The organism is Enterobacter cloacae complex sp. 418I7 (assembly GCF_050030705.1).
GTDB lineage: Bacteria > Pseudomonadota > Gammaproteobacteria > Enterobacterales > Enterobacteriaceae > Enterobacter > Enterobacter intestinihominis.
The window spans coordinates 3,902,943-3,920,095 of the sequence record NZ_JBLGUU010000001.1 but is presented as its reverse complement, the minus strand read 5'-3'; the positions used below and the strand labels follow the sequence as shown (position 1 = coordinate 3,920,095).

General features: G+C 58.0%; 15 protein-coding genes. 9 read left to right on the top strand and 6 right to left on the bottom strand.

Going from position 1 to position 17,153, the window contains the following annotated elements:
- Positions 1 to 4 precede the first annotated feature (4 nt).
- Complete coding sequence (parE, locus tag ACQG0S_RS18835; RefSeq protein ID WP_023306966.1) at positions 5 to 1,897, top strand: DNA topoisomerase IV subunit B; 1,893 nt, start codon at positions 5 to 7, stop codon at positions 1,895 to 1,897.
- A gap of 87 nt (positions 1,898 to 1,984) precedes the next feature.
- On the opposite strand, the gene ACQG0S_RS18830 is transcribed toward parE, so the two are convergent.
- On the bottom strand, positions 1,985 to 4,114 hold the full coding sequence (locus ACQG0S_RS18830; protein ID WP_048966408.1) for a TonB-dependent siderophore receptor: 2,130 nt from the start codon (positions 4,112 to 4,114) through the stop codon (positions 1,985 to 1,987).
- A 384-nt stretch (positions 4,115 to 4,498) separates the two neighbouring features.
- Between ACQG0S_RS18830 and ACQG0S_RS18825 the strand changes: the two genes are divergently transcribed.
- Genes ACQG0S_RS18825 through ACQG0S_RS18805 form a run of 5 tightly spaced genes read left to right on the top strand, consistent with a single transcriptional unit; the run spans position 4,499 to position 9,160 of the window.
- A complete protein-coding gene (locus tag ACQG0S_RS18825) occupies positions 4,499 to 5,311 on the top strand; it encodes an ABC transporter ATP-binding protein (protein ID WP_023306964.1) in 813 nt (270 codons plus the stop codon).
- A complete protein-coding gene (locus ACQG0S_RS18820) occupies positions 5,308 to 6,291 on the top strand; it encodes a FecCD family ABC transporter permease (RefSeq protein ID WP_022649420.1) in 984 nt (327 codons plus the stop codon). Before ACQG0S_RS18825 ends, ACQG0S_RS18820 begins: the two co-directional genes overlap by 4 nt.
- A complete protein-coding gene (locus ACQG0S_RS18815) occupies positions 6,288 to 7,328 on the top strand; it encodes a FecCD family ABC transporter permease (RefSeq protein WP_038416737.1) in 1,041 nt (346 codons plus the stop codon). Before ACQG0S_RS18820 ends, ACQG0S_RS18815 begins: the two co-directional genes overlap by 4 nt.
- Positions 7,329 to 7,337: 9 nt before the next feature.
- Complete coding sequence (locus tag ACQG0S_RS18810) at positions 7,338 to 8,288, top strand: iron-siderophore ABC transporter substrate-binding protein (RefSeq protein ID WP_023306962.1); 951 nt, start codon at positions 7,338 to 7,340, stop codon at positions 8,286 to 8,288.
- Positions 8,285 to 9,160, top strand: a complete 876-nt coding sequence (locus ACQG0S_RS18805; protein ID WP_015571883.1) for a MurR/RpiR family transcriptional regulator — start codon at positions 8,285 to 8,287, stop codon at positions 9,158 to 9,160. Before ACQG0S_RS18810 ends, ACQG0S_RS18805 begins: the two co-directional genes overlap by 4 nt.
- Before the next feature lie 466 nt (positions 9,161 to 9,626).
- On the opposite strand, the gene ACQG0S_RS18800 is transcribed toward ACQG0S_RS18805, so the two are convergent.
- On the bottom strand, positions 9,627 to 10,466 hold the full coding sequence (locus ACQG0S_RS18800; RefSeq protein WP_022649417.1) for an AraC family transcriptional regulator: 840 nt from the start codon (positions 10,464 to 10,466) through the stop codon (positions 9,627 to 9,629).
- Between the two features lie 166 nt (positions 10,467 to 10,632).
- Between ACQG0S_RS18800 and ACQG0S_RS18795 the strand changes: the two genes are divergently transcribed.
- The 3 genes from ACQG0S_RS18795 to ACQG0S_RS18785 are packed head-to-tail and all read left to right on the top strand — an operon-like array spanning position 10,633 to position 14,960.
- On the top strand, positions 10,633 to 12,447 hold the full coding sequence (locus tag ACQG0S_RS18795) for a DUF2264 domain-containing protein (RefSeq protein WP_048966583.1): 1,815 nt from the start codon (positions 10,633 to 10,635) through the stop codon (positions 12,445 to 12,447).
- 31 nt (positions 12,448 to 12,478) lie between these two features.
- Complete coding sequence (locus ACQG0S_RS18790; RefSeq protein WP_022649415.1) at positions 12,479 to 13,744, top strand: oligosaccharide MFS transporter; 1,266 nt, start codon at positions 12,479 to 12,481, stop codon at positions 13,742 to 13,744.
- A 28-nt stretch (positions 13,745 to 13,772) separates the two neighbouring features.
- On the top strand, positions 13,773 to 14,960 hold the full coding sequence (locus ACQG0S_RS18785; protein ID WP_045622724.1) for a glycoside hydrolase family 88 protein: 1,188 nt from the start codon (positions 13,773 to 13,775) through the stop codon (positions 14,958 to 14,960).
- A gap of 12 nt (positions 14,961 to 14,972) precedes the next feature.
- On the opposite strand, the gene ACQG0S_RS18780 is transcribed toward ACQG0S_RS18785, so the two are convergent.
- The 4 genes from ACQG0S_RS18780 to ACQG0S_RS18765 form a co-directional block, all read right to left on the bottom strand.
- A complete protein-coding gene (locus tag ACQG0S_RS18780) occupies positions 14,973 to 15,500 on the bottom strand; it encodes a hypothetical protein (protein ID WP_048966582.1) in 528 nt (175 codons plus the stop codon).
- A gap of 39 nt (positions 15,501 to 15,539) precedes the next feature.
- Positions 15,540 to 15,980, bottom strand: coding sequence for a peptidoglycan-binding protein LysM (gene lysM, locus ACQG0S_RS18775; protein ID WP_022649412.1), 441 nt, complete (start codon positions 15,978 to 15,980; stop codon positions 15,540 to 15,542).
- A 151-nt stretch (positions 15,981 to 16,131) separates the two neighbouring features.
- Positions 16,132 to 16,446, bottom strand: coding sequence for a putative quinol monooxygenase (locus ACQG0S_RS18770; RefSeq protein ID WP_003862506.1), 315 nt, complete (start codon positions 16,444 to 16,446; stop codon positions 16,132 to 16,134).
- A 30-nt stretch (positions 16,447 to 16,476) separates the two neighbouring features.
- Positions 16,477 to 17,058: an NAD(P)H-dependent oxidoreductase gene (locus ACQG0S_RS18765; protein WP_426750685.1), complete on the bottom strand. Its 582-nt coding sequence runs from the start codon at positions 17,056 to 17,058 to the stop codon at positions 16,477 to 16,479.
- Positions 17,059 to 17,153 lie beyond the last annotated feature (95 nt).

The following is a 17,153-nucleotide window of genomic DNA, read 5'->3' as shown; positions in this document are numbered from 1 at the left end:
AATCATGACGCAAACCTATAACGCTGATGCCATTGAGGTACTCACCGGGCTTGAGCCGGTTCGCCGCCGCCCGGGGATGTACACCGATACGACGCGCCCAAACCACCTGGGCCAGGAAGTAATTGATAACAGTGTGGACGAAGCGCTGGCAGGTCATGCCAAACGCGTGGACGTTATCCTGCACGCCGATCAGTCGCTGGAAGTCATCGACGATGGCCGCGGCATGCCGGTGGATATTCACCCGGAAGAGGGGGTTCCTGCCGTTGAGCTGATCCTCTGCCGTCTGCATGCGGGCGGTAAGTTCTCCAACAAAAACTACCAGTTCTCTGGCGGCTTGCACGGCGTGGGGATCTCTGTGGTTAACGCCCTGTCAAAGCGCGTGGAAGTGAACGTCCGTCGCGACGGCCAGGTGTATAACATCGCGTTTGAAAACGGCGAAAAAGTGCAGGATTTGCAGGTCGTCGGGACGTGCGGTAAACGCAACACCGGCACCAGCGTCCATTTCTGGCCTGACGAAAGCTTCTTCGACAGCCCACGCTTTTCTGTTTCCCGCCTGACGCACCTGCTGAAAGCCAAAGCGGTGCTGTGCCCAGGCGTAGAAATCACCTTTAAAGATCACGTTAACAACACCGAACAGAGCTGGCGCTACGAAAAGGGTCTGAACGACTACCTGTGCGAAGCGGTTAACGGCCTGCCGACCCTGCCGGAAAAACCGTTCGTCGGGAATTTCGAAGGTGATACCGAGGCGGTGGACTGGGCGCTGCTGTGGCTACCTGAAGGCGGTGAGCTGCTGACGGAAAGCTACGTCAACCTGATCCCAACGCTGCTCGGTGGGACGCACGTCAACGGCCTGCGTCAGGGTCTGCTGGATGCGATGCGCGAGTTCTGCGAATACCGCAACATTCTGCCGCGCGGCGTGAAGCTTTCCGCAGAAGATATCTGGGACCGCTGCGCCTACGTGCTTTCCGTGAAAATGCAGGATCCGCAGTTTGCCGGTCAGACTAAAGAGCGCCTGTCGTCACGCCAGTGTGCGGCGTTTGTTTCCGGCGTGGTGAAAGATGCGTTTACCCTGTGGCTGAACCAGAACGTTCAGGCCGCAGAAATGCTGGCTGAAATGGCGATCTCCAGCGCCCAGCGTCGTCTGCGCGCGGCGAAGAAAGTGGTGCGTAAAAAACTGACCAGCGGCCCCGCGCTGCCGGGCAAGCTGGCGGATTGTACCGCGCAGGATCTCAACCGCACCGAGCTTTTCCTGGTGGAAGGGGACTCGGCGGGCGGATCGGCCAAGCAGGCGCGCGATCGTGAGTATCAGGCGATCATGCCGCTCAAGGGTAAGATCCTCAACACCTGGGAAGTCTCGTCTGATGAAGTGCTGGCCTCGCAGGAAGTACACGATATCTCGGTGGCGATCGGCATCGATCCGGACAGCGACGATCTGAGCCAGCTGCGCTACGGCAAGATCTGCATTCTCGCGGATGCGGACTCCGATGGTCTGCACATCGCCACGCTGCTGTGCGCGCTGTTCGTGAAGCACTTCCGCACGCTGGTGAAAAACGGTCACGTCCACGTGGCGCTGCCGCCGCTGTACCGTATCGACCTTGGCAAAGAAGTCTACTATGCGCTGACGGAAGAAGAGAAAGCGGGCGTGCTGGAACAGCTGAAGCGCAAGAAGGGCAAACCGAACGTGCAGCGCTTTAAAGGGCTGGGCGAGATGAACCCGATGCAGCTTCGCGAAACGACGTTGGATCCGAACACGCGCCGTCTGGTGCAGCTGACGATCAGCGACGAAGACGAACAGCAAACCAACGCCATGATGGATATGCTCCTTGCCAAGAAACGTTCGGAAGACCGACGTAACTGGCTGCAGGAGAAAGGCGATATGGCGGATATTGAGGCCTGATGCTGAAAAAGCCCTGCGATGCAGGGCTTTTTTTTGCCCGGTGGCGCTGCGCTTACCGGGCCTACGATCGATCCCCTCGCCCTGACGTCAAAACTCCATCTTTACCGTAAACTGCACTTCACGCGGGTCGCCAATCTGGTTGCCCAGGTTATTGGTCGCAATCGACGACGTGTAGTAGGTCTTATCAAACAGGTTTTTCACGTTCACCTGTAGCGTCACCGGATATTGCAGCTTCATTTTGTACGCCGCAAATGCATCCGCCACGAAATAGCCCGGCAGATAATAATCCGCACCGTTAGTCGCTGAACGACGGCTCACGCCGTGCCCGCCGCCGCCAATTGTCAGCGTATTCCCGGCAAACGCATTGTGAATATCGTACGTCAGGAACAGGGAGCCGGTATGGCGCGGCACGTTCGGCAGCGGTTTGCCCGCGTAGTCCGGGTCTTCCAGCACCTTCGCATCGGTATAGCCGTAGCTGGCGATAATGTTGGTGTTCTCGGTCAGCGATCCGGCGAGATCCACTTCGACACCCTGCGAGCGCACGCGGCCCGCGGTTTTGGCGACGGTTTCATCACCGATGCTCTCGGTGTACAGCACGTTGCGCTTGTGGATATCAAACAGCGCGATGTTGGCGGTAATGCCGTCGAACAGGTCGAATTTAGCGCCTATTTCATACGCGTTCGACGTTTCCGGCGGCAGGTCGCCGATGTAGCTCGCAATGGACGACTGCGGCATAAACGTCTGGGAATAGTTAGCAAACAGGGAGACTGCCGGCGTGAGCTTGTATACCAGGCCCAGCTTCGGCGTCCACTGGTCGTCGCGGCTGTCGGTGTTGACGTTAAACGGACGGCCTTTGCCCGCGTACTGGGTGTAATACTGGTAGCGCAGTCCGGCAACGGCGATCCATTTATCGGTCAGGTACAGCGCGTCCTGCGCGTAGGCGGAGTAGCTCTCCTGCTTGATGGTTTGATCGCTGTCGGATGCCGAGACGGTGGTGCACTTGCCGAGGCTGCCGTAGCTCGGGTTGTAAATATTGAAATCCTTAACGTTCTTACAACGGATCATGTCCGTACGCAGCAGATCGTAATTCTCATACGACACGCCGGTCAGGATCTCATTGTAAAAGCCCGCGATGTCCACGTTCCCCTGCAAATCTGCCCGCGTTGTATGCATACGCTGGGTCGAACCCTGGGTCGCATCCACGCGGCGGGTCAGGTTGCCGGTTTTTGAATCGTAGGCCATCACGCGAGCCTGGTTATCGCTGTACTTATCCTGGCTGTAGCTGTAGTCGAACTTCGCGGTCCACTGGCTGTTAAGGCGATACTCCGCGTTAAGCTGAGCGAGGTCGGACTGACCGTCGGTCACGTTAAATGGCTCATCAAAGCGGGTTTTGCGATCGACGTCGACCGCCTTTTTGGTGTTGAGATCGAAGATCGTTCCGCGATCGAACGGCGTTTTATAGTCGCGATGCGAATAGAGCACGGTCACGGTGGCATCATCGCCGAACCAGGTCAAAGACGGGGCGATAAAGGTGCTGCGTTCGGTGCCGTAATTACGCCAGTAATCCTCGTCCTGATACTCCCCCGTCAGGCGATAGGCCAGACGCGTACCTTCAATCGGACCGGTGACGTCAAACTGTCCGGTACCGCCGCCAAAGCTGGTTGATGTGGCAGAAATCGAGCCGCCGAAGGTTTTCTCCGGGCGTTTGGTCACCACGTTAATCAGGCCGCCGGGGTCGAGAATACCGTAAAGGGTCGAGGCCGGGCCTTTTAGCACCTCCACGCGCTCGGTTGCGGCATTGAAGCTGCGCGGCAGCACGGTGCGCAGGCCGTTGGTCATGATCGAGCCATCGCGGTTTGCGCCGAAGCCACGGCGCACGAAGGCATCCTGCGTGCCGCCCAGGGTGTTGGTCTGCACCACGTTGCTGACGTTATACAGCGCCTCGTCGAGCGTGGTCGCGTTTTGGTCTTCCAGCACTTTATCGCTGACGGTATTGACCACCTGCGGGATGTCCAGCATCGGCATGTTGGTCAGCGTGGCGGTGGAGGTGTTCAGGGGCTGATAGCCGCTGGTGGCGTCGGTGGAAGCGTAAGGGTCGGCAGTGACGGTAAGCGTCTCACCGTCTTTTGCTGCTGCGTGCACCAGAGGCGCCATGAACAGGAGTGAAAAGAGCGCGCGCCCTTTTACCCCGGCGAATGAAGGTGTGAACTTAGCCATTACATCTGTTTTCCCAAAATATCCTGCGATGAAATGCTCGCGGAAGAATGTGTGAGTCATTGCCCTTACGGTCTGTCCGTTAGCCTCTACGGCATCGGACTTGTAATTGAGAATCATTCAAGCATGAGGGAATGTAGTAGTAAATGGAATAAATAAAAAATTCGCTACAGAGATTTCTCTCTGGCTAATACGCGTTGATTTCCTGTTTAAGGCATTGAAAATAATTGATAAAAAGGAATTTTGATTTGTGAAGCGATGCTCAGTTATCCCTGGGGTTTACAGGGTATATCTTCGCTTGACTACTACATGGCGCGGCGGCAAACTCACAAAAGAGAATGAGTTTTATTTTTATTTGTTGGTTTTTTTTCTTACGTTGGCGTTCACGTGGCTCACTACATCAAAAAGCCGGGACTGGTTCTTGAGAACCTCTCCGCGGGTTACCAGAAAAAAATCATCGTTGATGATATCTCCCTTGCGATCCCCCAGCAGAAAATGACTGTTCTGGTGGGCGCAAACGGCTGCGGAAAATCGACGCTGTTAAGTACCCTCGCGCGGCTGCTTCAGCCGCTCGGCGGCAGCGCGGTGCTGGACGGCAAAGCCATCCACTCGCAGCCAACCAAAGCGGTCGCCCGCCAGCTCGGGATCCTGCCGCAGTCTCCGCTGCTTCCAGAAGGGTTAACCGTATTTGAGCTGGTCTCGCGCGGACGTTTCCCCTGGCAGAACGTGATGCGCCAGTGGAGCGAGGAAGACGAGCGGGCCGTGGAAGAGGCGTTACGCCTGACCGGAACGGCAGAGTTTGCCCATCATCTGGTTGAAAGCCTGTCCGGCGGCCAGCGCCAGCGCTGTTGGATCGCCATGGTACTGGCGCAGCAAACGCCCTATATCCTGCTGGATGAACCCACGACGTACCTCGATCTTCGCTACCAGGTGGAGATCCTCGAACTGCTGCACACGCTGACGCGCCGGCACGGGCGCACCGTGGTGGTGGTTCTGCACGATCTCAACTTCGCCGTGAACTACGGTGATTCGCTGGTCTTTTTACGTCAGGGAAAGGTTGAGGGGGTACTGCATGAGGGCGATGCCTGCACGCCGGAGCTGATCAAAGCGGTGTTTGATGTCGACGTGCATATGTCGGTTAACCCGCTGACCGGCAAGCCGTTCTTTATGCCGTTCCGTCAGGCTGTCGACAAACCATGATGCGCACGTCTGTGGCCTTTATTCTCTTTACGCTGCTGCTTCTGGCAGGCGCGATTGCGCACCTAAGCATCGGGGCGCGCGTTATCGCCCCCCGGACGGTAGTAGACGCATTTTTCCACTTCGACCCGCGCAATTTTGAGCATAGCGTGATCGTCAGGCTGCGCTTGATGCGACTGTGCGCCGCCCTGGTGACGGGCGCGGCGCTCGGCGTCGCGGGCGTGCTGCTGCAGTCAGTGATCCGCAACCCGCTCGGCGAGCCGCATATCCTGGGGCTAAATGCAGGGGCGGCGCTGGCGGTGGTGCTGACGAGTGCCCTCGGGCTGTCGCTGCCGTTTGGCCGCCCTCTGATAGCCGCAGCCGGCGCCGCCGCGCTCTTTTTGCTGGTGCTAACGTTCTCCTCATCCGGGCGTACCGGTCTCACGCCGATGAAAGTCACGCTGTGCGGCGTGGCGATGTCGGCATTTGCCTCATCGATAACCGCCACGGTGTTGATTCTGGATGAACAGACGCTGCTGGCCATGCGGACCTGGCTTGCGGGGGATGTGGCGGGAGTCATCGGCGAGACGACCGCTAGCGCCGCGGGGGCCGCTGCCGTGGGTTTTGCGCTGGCGCTCTGGCTGTCGCCGTCGCTGAACATGCTGGCGCTGGGGGACAGAATGGCGCAGGGGCTTGGCGTGTCGCTGCTGAAAACGCGCCTGCTCGCGCTGCTGGCCATCGCCCTGCTGTGCGGCGCGGCGGTTTCAGTTGCCGGACCGATCGGGTTTATCGGACTCGTTGTGCCGCAGCTGATTCGCCGTCTGGTATCGGTGGACCTGCGCGTGATGGTGCCGCTCTCAGCCCTCTGCGGGGCGCTGGTTCTGCTGATGGCGGATATCGCCGCCCGCACGCTGTTTACGCCGTATGAGCTGGCAACCGGCGTGATGACTGCGCTGGTCGGCGCGCCGGTCTTTATCCTTATGGCGTCAAGGATGTTCAAATGAACCGGGCTGGATTGAGGGCAGTACGATTTTCCTCCTTCTCGGCGCTGGTTCGCCCGAGGGCGCTGCTGTATCTGACCGTTTTAACCCTTGCCGTTTTACTGCTGCTAAGTTTTGGCCTAACGCACGGCTCGCTGCCCATTCCTGCTTCCGCCATCGGACGTGCGCTGTTTTATCCTGAACGTCTGACGGCGGATGCGCATTACATTGTGATGGATATCCGCCTGCCTCGCCTGCTGATGGCGGTGCTGTGCGGCGCGATGCTCGGCATGGCGGGGGCGGCCATGCAGTCCATTACCCGCAACGGCCTTGCTGACCCCGGACTTATCGGCGTGAAAGAGGGCTGTAGCGCGGCGGTGCTGCTGCTGATTTTTCAGTTTCCGGGATTGGGGCCGTACTGGCGTCCACTTATCGGCATGGCCGGTGGGCTGCTGACCGCGCTGCTGGTAGTGGCGCTGGCGCGTGATATCTCGCGCCCGCGATTCATCCTGATCGGCATCGGCGTGTCATGGGCGTTTGCCGCCGCGATGGGGGTCTTTATGACGACCGCCGACGTGCGCGACGTCCAGACGGCGATGCTGTGGCTGGCGGGGAGTCTGCATGCGGCAAGCTGGACGCTGGTCAGCATCGCTGCTGCCTGGACAGTGCCTGCGTTTGCGCTGCTGCTCTTTACCGCGCGCGCCGCAGACGTAGCCTTGCTCGGCAACCACACTGCGACGGGGCTGGGCGTGCGGACTTCACGCCTCGCACTGCTGCGCGTGTTTGCCCCCGTGGTGCTCACCGCGGCCTGCGTCTCCTGCGTGGGGAGTATCGGCTTTGTCGGGCTGATTGCCCCGCACATGGCGCGCCTGCTGCTGCGCGGAGGGCAAACGGCACTGCTGACGGGAAGTGCCGTACTGGGCGCGCTGCTGGTGCTGCTGGCGGATAACGTCGGGCGGCTGGCATTTCTCCCGTTGCAGCTGCCGGCGGGAATTGTCATTTCACTGATTGGCGGACCGTTTTTCCTGCTGCTGCTCTGGCAGCGTCGGGATCGATTTTAGGGGATAGAAATGCGCGTATTTTTTGCAATGCTGGTGCTGGTGGGTTTTGCTGCAGGAGCCGCAGAGCCAACGCAGACGTTTACTGACGACCTGAACCGCAAAGTGGTGGTGCCGGTTAACCCGAAGCGGATTGTGTCCCTGCACGACCTGGATATCACCATTCCGCTGATCGAGCTTGGCGTACCGCCGGTTGCCAGCCATGGCCGTACCCGACCGGACGGCAGCCATTTTCTGCGCTCCAGCGGCATGCTGACGGGCATCGATTTTGATAATTCCGACATCACATTCATCGGCACCGCCGATATCGATATTGAAGCCATCGCCGCGGCGAAGCCGGATCTTATCATCACCGAGCCGACCCGCAACACGCCGGTCGAACAGCTGGAAAAAATTGCCCCGACGGTGAGTATCGATCACCTCGACGGCGGCGCGCCGGAGATCTACCGCAAGCTGGCGCAGCTTACCGGGACAGAGGCGCGGCTGAAGATTCTGGAGCGTCGCTATCAGGAGCAGATCGAGGCGCTAAAGGCGACCATCGATACGAGCAAACTGACCGTCTCGGTGATTCAGGCCAATCAGGGCAAAATCAACGCCATGCACAGCTACCACTCGCTTGGGCGCGTGCTGCGCGACGCAGGGTTCAGGTTCCCGCCGCTGATTGAGAGCATCCCGGAGGGCGGGCGCATCGACGTCAGCGCCGAGCGTCTGCCGGAGCTGGATGCTGACTTTGTCTTTGCAACCTGGCGCGGGGACACCGGCGGAAAACCGCAGGACGAGCTGGCGGCGATGGATGCGGTGATGCCGGGCTGGTGTCAGTTTCTCAACGCCTGCCGAACCGGGCATTACGTGCTCATCTCCCGCGAGGAAGCGATCTCAAATTCATTTGCCTCGCTGGGGCTGATGGCCGCGCAGGTGCAGTCGCAGATAGCGGGCCGTCCGCTGCCGGAGGCCGCAAGATGATCCGAAAAATTGATGTCTACGGCGACCGCCTCCGCTCGCGGGCGCACCAGCTGACGCCGCGCCTGCTGCAGGTGGCGAGCTATATCAATGAAAATCGTGAAGCGGTTATGGAGCAGACGGCAATGGAGATTGCCGCTGTGCTACACACCTCGGACGCCACCGTGGTACGTGCCATTCAGGCGCTTGGGTTTGGCGGGCTGCGGGATCTCAAGCAGACCCTGGAGCAGTGGTTTGGCCCGGTGGTCACCTCCAGCGAGAAGATGTCCACGACGGTAAACACGCTTACCAGCGACGTCGACGCGAGCATCGATTTTGTGCTGGAAGGCCATCAACACACCTGCGCGGTGTTGTCCGAACCGGGCAACCGCTACGCGATGGCGCAGGCGGTGTCGCTGCTGGCGCAGGCGAGACAGGTCGCTATTTTTGGCATTGGCGCATCCGGCATTCTGGCTGAGTACACCTCGCGACTGTTTAGCCGTATAGGCCTGCCTGCGATCCCGCTCAACCGCACCGGTATTGGCCTCGCCGAACAGCTGATTGCCCTACAGCGCGGTGACGTGCTGGTAATGATGGCGCAAAAATCCGCGCACCGGGAGGGACAGACCACGCTGCGCGAAGCGAAGCGCCTGGGTATTCCCACCATTTTGCTGACCAACGCCACTGACTCGCGCTTTAGCAAAGAGGCAAGCGTAGTGATCCACGTCCCGCGCGGCGGCGAGAAGGGCAAAATCCCGCTGCACGGCACGGTGCTGCTGTGCCTGGAGATGATTATTCTGTCCGTCGCCTCCACCGAGCCGCAGCGCACCATCAAGTCGATGAAGCGCATCAACGAGTTACACCGCGGATTAAAGCCGGGGAAGAAGAGCGGTTGATTTTCCCCCTCTCCCCGTGGGTGAGGGATCCCCAGTAATTTTTTTATGCAGAAGCAATAAAGTTGCTTTCTAAATGACTGAGGGCTGTCAGCGATGCCCTGGTCCGGCTGTAAATCGCTGAGGCGTTTGCCTTCCGGCCGGGGCGAGGCGCAGGGATGCGCCGAGAGGGCGGCTTTACAGGGACGTTGCCTCCGCCCGTACCCGATAAGCCGGAAGGAATAAGCCGAGGGCACCGCGAAGCGGCGATTTACCGCCGGGAGCCCGGGTCGCCAGGGTGGTGGCGACTGAGCCACCCTGGCACGTTCACCGGTCATGTCGTTACAGAGTAGCAAGGAACATAAAGTGAACGGAATGACCACCACCGCCGTATGTTCCCCTCACCCTAACCCTCTCCCCGGAGGGGCGAGGAGATTGCTCAGTGCTCGCATTAATTTGTGGGGAACCCTCAGCCCCGTGGGTGAGGGCGTCAAACCGCACGATGGTTCTTCCTGTACTGCAGCGGCGTCTCGCCAATCCCTTTTTTAAACGCGCTGATAAACCACGTCACGTCGGAAAAACCCGTCTGTGCGGCAATGTCACGCACGCTCGAATCAGTGTGGAGTAAACACTCACACGCCTTACGCAACCTTAGCGTATTCAGGTAGTCGTGAATTTTTTCGCCCGTTTCCGCATGGAATTTTCGCGATACGTAGCTGCGGGATTTTCCCAGCTCATTGGCCAGCGCATCCAGACGAAATTTCTCCTGATAATGCTCGTCGAGCCAAAACATCACCTGGCTGGCGATCCCCTGGCTGTTTCCCGGCTCGCCGTCGCGATCGTCGGGCAGCATCGCGAACAGGCCTATCAGCAGGCTGGCGATGCTCTCGCCGTTCATTGGCGGTTTATAGCAGCTAAACAGATGGTCGATATGGTGATGGAAGTGGGCTAAATCGGCGACCCACGCTTCGCCGCCACGGCGTGACAGCCGCTCCAGACGCTGCCGGGTCTGGGGAAAATCCCGCAGGATCTTCAGCACCGCGTGCTGGTCGAGATGAATAATGGTGCGGCGGTAAATTGCCTCCGCCTGTTCGTCCACCATGACCTTGTGCAGCGTAAAAGGCGGGAAGAAAAACAGCCGTCCGGGGCGCATGGTGTAGTGACGATTATCGACAATCGCCACGCCAAAGCCCTCTTCCACATAGAGGATCTCCAGACACTGGTGCCAGTGATGGTAGCGCACGGTATTGGCAAACAGGCGGCTGAACGAGGCCACGGTATCGTTCAGGGCGATCAGTTCCAGAAGATCGGATGTCGGCGTGTCGCGCATAGTGCAATAAAACTCAACTTTTTCCCGTCTGACCGTCTTTATAAACCACCTTTTTAAATTTTCTCAACTGGAGGTTTATTCATCGTTCATGCCTGTGACACGGCTAACATTTCTGCCCCTTGCGGATTCACTATGCTTTGCCGCAGTTGATTACGAGGGCGAACCGATGTGGGCGGCAAACAAAGAAAAATCAAATCCGTTGTCTTCACGCCAGGAGGTAGTGGCGTCGTTGAATGCACTTTTACAGGCGCTGGACACGCAATTTCCGGCGAACCTTTCACGATTCTCGCTGGGTGATACCTGCGCCCATTACACAGCGGATATTGCGCAGATGGAGGGACTTTCCCGCGCGCTGTGGGGGCTGTTTCCGCTGATGGCATCCGGCGAAAGCACGCCGTTCAGCGAGAAGTACCTTACTGCCATTAAGCTTGGTACCGACCCGCAAAGCACCGGCTACTGGGGTGAAACCGGCCCGTACGATCAGCGTCTGGTGGAGATGGCGGCCTACGGTCTGGGGCTCGCTCTGCTGGGAGATAAACTCACCGCGCACTTTACCGGGCGCGAGGTGATTAACCTGCACGCGTGGCTCAACCAAATCACCGACGCGCAGATGCCGGACAGCAACTGGAACTATTTTGCCATTATGGTCCAGCTCGGCTTTAAGCGCGCCGGCCTGCCGTACGATCAAGCCGCCATTGACCACCGCTTTGCGCTGATGGACGCCTACTATCTCGGCGACGGCTGGTACTCCGACGGTCCTGGCCGCCCGAAAGACTATTACATCTCCATGGCTTTCCATTTTTACGGCCTGATTTACGCCACCCTGAGTGACGACGAGGCGAGGGCAAAGGTGCTGCGCGAGCGCTCGCGTCTGTTCGCGGAAGACTTTATCTACTGGTCCGCCGCCGATGGTGCCTCGGTGCCGTTTGGCCGCAGCCTGACCTACCGCTTTGCCATGGTTGCCTTCTGGAGCGCGGTGGCCTTTTCTCAGCTGGACGTCTTCACCCCGGGTATCGTGAAGGGCATTGTGCTGCGGCATCTGCGCTGGTGGCAGCAGCAGTCGATTGTCGATCGCGACGGTATTCTTACCCTGGGGTTTGCGTATCCGAACCTGGCGATGTGCGAGGATTACAACTCCCCCGGTTCACCGTACTGGGCGCTGAAAACCTACCTGATCCTGGCGCTGCCGGAGGCGCATCCGTTCTGGCAGGCCGACGAGCAGCCGCTGCCCGCGCTTGCTGAAAAACATGTGATCCCGCATGCGCAGCAGATCCTGATGCATTCGAAAGCTTCGCAGCACGTCGTCATGCTCACGGCTGGTCAGCTGGAGCTGAATAACTACGTTAACACCGAAGCGAAATACACCAAATTTGCCTACTCCAGCCGCTTCGGATTCACCATTGAGCGTGGACGATTTGGCCTGAAGCATGCCGCCTGCGATTCCATGCTGCTGCTGGCGGACGAAGATGACTATTTCCGCGGTCGTCGCGAGTGCGAAGAGGTTCGGGTGGATGAACATTACATTTTCTCGCGCTGGTCGCCGTGGCGCGACGTGCAGATTGCGACCTGGCAGATCCCGTTCGGGGAGTGGCACCTGCGCCTGCACCGTATCAACAGCGCGCGCACTCTGCAAACCGTCGAGGGCGGCTTTGCGGTGATGAAAACCGCCCACCAGGTGCGCGATCGCGGTTGTTATCTGATGGCTGAAAACGGCAGCAGCGTCATTGTCGATCTTTCGCCGGTCATTCACCGCCAGCCAGACAGCATCGTCACGCCGCCGAACAGCAGCATTATGTTTGCGGAGTGCGCTTCCATTCCGTTGTTAAAGGCCGACCTCCCGCAAGGGGAAAGCTGGCTCTGTTGCGCCGTTCTGGCTGGCGGAAAACAGCCCGTTGCGGCGACGCCGCAGCTGAATATAACCCATAGCCGGGTCGTCATTAGCGAACCCGGAAGCGAACGTAAGCTGTCGTTCACATTATAAAAATCTGGCCCTACACGTCGGCGAGGATGATATGAAAAGCACATCGACAACTAACAGAACTGAATATTACAAAATCAGTAGCTTTATCTTTCTCTATTTCTTTACCTGGTCTGCCAGTATTGGACTGCTGGCGATCTGGCTTGGCCAGAAAGCCAATCTCAGCGGCTCGGTGATTGGAACCGTTTTTGCGGTGAACGGGATATTCTCCGTTATTCTTAAACCGATCTACGGCTATATTCTCGATAAGATCGGTATGAGCAAATACCTGCTCTATTTTGTGGTGATCATGTCGGCCCTGATGGCGCCGTTCTTTATTTACGTATACCAGCCGCTGTTAATGTCTAATACCCTGCTGGGGATTATTATCGGCGCGCTCTATTTAAGCTTTGCCTGGTACGCGGGTGTGGCGGCGTGCGAATCGTATTCCGACCGCTTTAGCCGCTTAAACGGCATGGAGTTCGGGCAAATTCGCATGTGGGGTTCGCTCGGCTGGGCGGTGGCATCGTCCTTCTCCGGCCTGCTGTTTAACCTCTCACCGGCGTATAACTTTATTCTCGGCAGCGTGGCGTCGGTGGTGATGCTGATCGTCCTGCTGAGCCTGAAAGTGAACACTAACTCCATTCACGCAGGCGAGGTGCTGACGAAAGAGAAAATCGCCCCGTCAGACGTTTACGCCCTGCTGCGAAACCGCAAATTCTGGGCCTTCTGCCTGTACGTGGCGGGCGTGGCGTGGATGATGTTTATCGCCGAGCAGCAGTTCTCGCGCTATTTCGTCACCTTCTTCGATGATATTCATGAGGGCAACGCGGTATTCGGTTATCTCGGGACCGTGCAGTCGGGCATGGAATTTGTCATGTATATGGTGGTCCCGCTGTTTGTGAACTTTATTGGCGCCAAACGCGGGCTATTAATTGTCGGGCTGGTGGTCGGGGCGCGTCTGATTATTTCCGGCATGTGTGATTCTCACCTGTTAATTTCAGTGCTTAAGCCGCTGTACGGTCTGGAAATTTGTCTCCTGCTGGTGTCGGTATTTAAATATATCGCCGAGCATTTCGACAAGCGCGTCAATGCCACCATGTATTTACTCGGCTATCAGGCAATGCTCTACGTTGGCAACGTGGTGGTCTCTTCCCCTGCCGGCTATATGTATGACCGTATTGGCTTTGAGCACACCTATATCATCATGGGCGCAACGGCGCTGACCTTTACCCTTATTTCTGCTTTTACGTTATCCGCCTGTCAGAGCAAATGGCGCGGGGCTCGTGCGCTGAACGTAGCAGAAACGTCAACACGATAAATTACGCCGTCAAAGAAGGAACCGAAATATGTTAAGTCGTATCAAAGAAGAACGTCTGCCTGTTATCGCTGCGCCCGTTGACTCCCGCGCATTCAGCGATGAACTGAATTCGGCGCGCAGCCACGTTCTGGACCTGATTAGCCGTCATTTAACGGAGTTCGGCGACAAATTCCCGGCGGAAACCTGCCAGAACGGTTTTTATCCGCTGACTGACAACGTGGAGTGGACCACCAGCTTCTGGACCGGGCAGCTATGGCTGGCATGGGAGATGAGCGGCGAGGAAAAATTCCGCGCGATGGCGGAAAAACACGTGCGCTCGTTTGGCCTGCGCATCGCCGGGCGCAACGACACCAACACCCACGATTTAGGCTTCCTCTACACGCTCTCCTGCGTAGCCGCGTGGCGGCTGACCGGAAACCGCGAGGCGCGCGGCTTCTCGCTGCTGGCGGCGGAAGCTCTGCTGGAACGCTTCCACGAGAAGGCGAAGATCATCCAGGCGTGGGGCGATCTCTCCGATCCGGACCAGGCCGGGCGGATGATCATCGACTGCAACATGAACCTGCCGCTGCTCTACTGGGCAACGGAGCAGACGGGCGATCCGCGTTTTGCCGACGCCGCAAAAGCGCACGTCATGCAGGCGGCGACGTACCTCATTCGTGACGATGCCTCCACCTTCCACACCTACTATATGGATGTAACAACCGGCGCACCGCGCTACGGCAACACCCAGCAGGGCTACGCCGACGACTCCTGCTGGTCACGCGGGCAGGCGTGGGGAATTTACGGCTTCCTGCTGAGCTATATCTATACCGGCGACGAGACGATGATCGCCCTGTCAAAACGGCTGGCGAACTACTTCCTCAATCGCCTGCCCGACGACTACGTCTGCCACTGGGATCTGGCGCTGGTGGGCACCGACGCGCTGCGTGATTCTTCCTCGGCGGCGATTGCGGTATGTGGGCTGCTGGAGCTGGTGAAACACCTGCCGGTCACGGATCCGGATCGCGAGCGCTATATGGAATGGGCTAAAGGCATTATGTCGTCACTGACGAAACACTATCTGATGGGGAGAGAAGAAAAGGGCAACGGGCTGCTTAAACACTCGGTTTACCACCTCGGGAGCAACAAAGGCGTGGATGAGTGCGCAAGCTGGGGAGATTACTTCTACGTTGAGGCGCTGGTGCGTTTCACCCGGAGCTGGAAACTGTACTGGTAACTGGCCGGGGGATTACCATCCAAGCACGTCTTTAATGACGCGCCGGTAGGGCGTATCAAGCTGGGCAGGCACGCGGCAAATATAGTCCCGCGCATGGCTGCGGGTCTCTCCGCTGAGGCCGTCGAGATAAGCGATGGCTTCGTCCACGGCAGGAACCCTGCCTTCCTGTGACGCGCTTCTCGGCGGGAGCCCGGTCCAGATGATCGCTTCAATACCTTTCTCCCTGGCCCATGTTGACAGGATACCCGTGTCGCGTCCGGTGATTAGCAGCGAGCCAATGCCATCGCAGCGATCCTCGGGAATGGCTTCGCGCTCACGCAAAGCGCGGCAGGCCACGCTCAACGTTGTGGCCTCCAGCCATGCCCAAAGCACCGGCACGGCAGGGGCATTCATACAGATGGCGGTCGCCAGTTCACCGCCATCGCTGACCCGACAGAACTCGACGGGCAAAGAAGGCCCGTCGGTCTGCCACTCACCGGCTACCGGTAACGCGCCGCTTTTCCAGATTAACGAACCCCAGCCAAGACAAGCTATTTTCATTCTGTTCCTCTGCGCGACGTGAACCGACTGTTTCAGACGTTATGCTTTGGGAATACGCAGCGTCTGGCCGGGATAGATTTTATCGGGGCTGGAGAGCATAGGGCGGTTAGCCTCAAAAATCTTGTTGTACTGGTTAGCATCGCCGTACACGGTTTTAGAGATCGCGCTCAGGGTATCGCCGGATTTCACCGTATAGTAAGTAGCTTCATCTTTGGCATCTGTCGCGGTGATGTTGTTCTCCACCTCGCTGACGCCTGCGATGTTGCCGACGGCGACCTGGATTTTTTCTTTCTGCTCCTGCGTCAGCCCGTCGCCCGTCACGCTGGCTTTGCCGTCGGTGACGTCAACCTGAACCTTATCGGAACCGGGAATGTTGAGTTTCTTGAGGTGTTCGGTGATTTTGTCGCTCTGACCCTTATGATCGGTCAGATTGTCCCACAGCTTTTCGCCTGCTTCTTTTACGAAATTAAAAAGACCCATTCCATCCTCCTGTTTAACATGAAGTCAGAATAAGCATAGCAGTTGAGTGTTAAGGTGATAAAAAAAGCCCGGTGGCGTTAACGCTTACCGGGCCTGGGAGGGAAGTTGTAGGCCGGGTAAACGCAGTGCCACCCGGCAAATTTCACAGAACTTAAACCCCTTGCTCAAGAATACGAATATGGGTTTCCAGAACGTCCCCTTTCACCGCGTCGCTCCACGCTTTCATATGCGCGGTCTGCAAATGCGCTTCAAGGTGCGCGACGGTTTCCCACTGCTCAACCATGATGATCGAGTCTGGCGCGGTCGCCTGGAAGCTTGCGCTGGTGGCGGCGTCCACCATTGGCGCGTAGCCGTGGCAGCCTTCTTCTTTCAGTACGGTCGGGATGATCTTTGCGAACTCATCCAGCACCGCCTGGCGGTGATGTTGGCCAGGACGCGTACGGATTTCAGCAATAACGGTAAGCATAATTAACTCCTTCTAATTCCAGGCTACCAGTTAAGCAAAAATTTCCGCGAGATGCTTGCGATATTCTGCGATATAGCGTGGGACGTCCGGCATTTTAATTACGTCATTGACGATAAAGGTCGGCAGCGGCTCCATAGCCAGGAACTGATTCGCCTTGTGGAATGGCAGATACGCGCCGTCTACGCCTACGCCTTCAAAGAACTGATCTTGCTCGGTGAACGCTTCAAGCGGGGCATTCCAGGTCAGGGAGAGCATGTATTTCTTGCCATGCAACAGGCCGCCGGAACCGTATTTTTTAGACGCGTCTGAGCGGGTGCGGCCGTCGCTGGCATACAGCGAACCGTGACCTTTGGTAAACACATCGTCCATGTATTTTTTCACGGTCCACGGTGCGCCCATCCACCAGCCCGGCATCTGCCAGATAACCACGTCGGCCCACAGGAAGTTCTGCACTTCGGCCTTCACGTCGTAATCGCTGTCCGCGCGCACGACCTTAACATCATGTCCGGCGTCGCGCAGGAAACCATCCGCGACCTCGGTCAGGGTGTCATTGAGCTGGCCTTTAGAGTGCGCAAATTCTTTCGCGCCGTTGATAATCAGAATGTTGCTCATTATTTGTCCTCGATGCTGAGAGTATGCCAGGTATTCTACGCGCGAGGACGGAGCGGAAAAATAAGCAAAATGTGCAAAGTCTTTTGCGCTCAGCG

What these genes read in the sequence shown, in the direction of transcription:
- parE (WP_023306966.1), top strand. Translation starts at nt 5, where the DNA reads ATGACGCAAACCTATAACGCTGATGCCATTGAGGTACTCACCGGGCTT.
- ACQG0S_RS18830 (WP_048966408.1), bottom strand. Translation starts at nt 4,114, where the DNA reads ATGGCTAAGTTCACACCTTCATTCGCCGGGGTAAAAGGGCGCGCGCTC.
- ACQG0S_RS18820 (WP_022649420.1), top strand. Translation starts at nt 5,308, where the DNA reads ATGATGCGCACGTCTGTGGCCTTTATTCTCTTTACGCTGCTGCTTCTG.
- ACQG0S_RS18815 (WP_038416737.1), top strand. Translation starts at nt 6,288, where the DNA reads ATGAACCGGGCTGGATTGAGGGCAGTACGATTTTCCTCCTTCTCGGCG.
- ACQG0S_RS18810 (WP_023306962.1), top strand. Translation starts at nt 7,338, where the DNA reads ATGCGCGTATTTTTTGCAATGCTGGTGCTGGTGGGTTTTGCTGCAGGA.
- ACQG0S_RS18805 (WP_015571883.1), top strand. Translation starts at nt 8,285, where the DNA reads ATGATCCGAAAAATTGATGTCTACGGCGACCGCCTCCGCTCGCGGGCG.
- ACQG0S_RS18800 (WP_022649417.1), bottom strand. Translation starts at nt 10,466, where the DNA reads ATGCGCGACACGCCGACATCCGATCTTCTGGAACTGATCGCCCTGAAC.
- ACQG0S_RS18795 (WP_048966583.1), top strand. Translation starts at nt 10,633, where the DNA reads ATGTGGGCGGCAAACAAAGAAAAATCAAATCCGTTGTCTTCACGCCAG.
- ACQG0S_RS18790 (WP_022649415.1), top strand. Translation starts at nt 12,479, where the DNA reads ATGAAAAGCACATCGACAACTAACAGAACTGAATATTACAAAATCAGT.
- ACQG0S_RS18785 (WP_045622724.1), top strand. Translation starts at nt 13,773, where the DNA reads ATGTTAAGTCGTATCAAAGAAGAACGTCTGCCTGTTATCGCTGCGCCC.
- ACQG0S_RS18780 (WP_048966582.1), bottom strand. Translation starts at nt 15,500, where the DNA reads ATGAAAATAGCTTGTCTTGGCTGGGGTTCGTTAATCTGGAAAAGCGGC.
- lysM (WP_022649412.1), bottom strand. Translation starts at nt 15,980, where the DNA reads ATGGGTCTTTTTAATTTCGTAAAAGAAGCAGGCGAAAAGCTGTGGGAC.
- ACQG0S_RS18770 (WP_003862506.1), bottom strand. Translation starts at nt 16,446, where the DNA reads ATGCTTACCGTTATTGCTGAAATCCGTACGCGTCCTGGCCAACATCAC.
- ACQG0S_RS18765 (WP_426750685.1), bottom strand. Translation starts at nt 17,058, where the DNA reads ATGAGCAACATTCTGATTATCAACGGCGCGAAAGAATTTGCGCACTCT.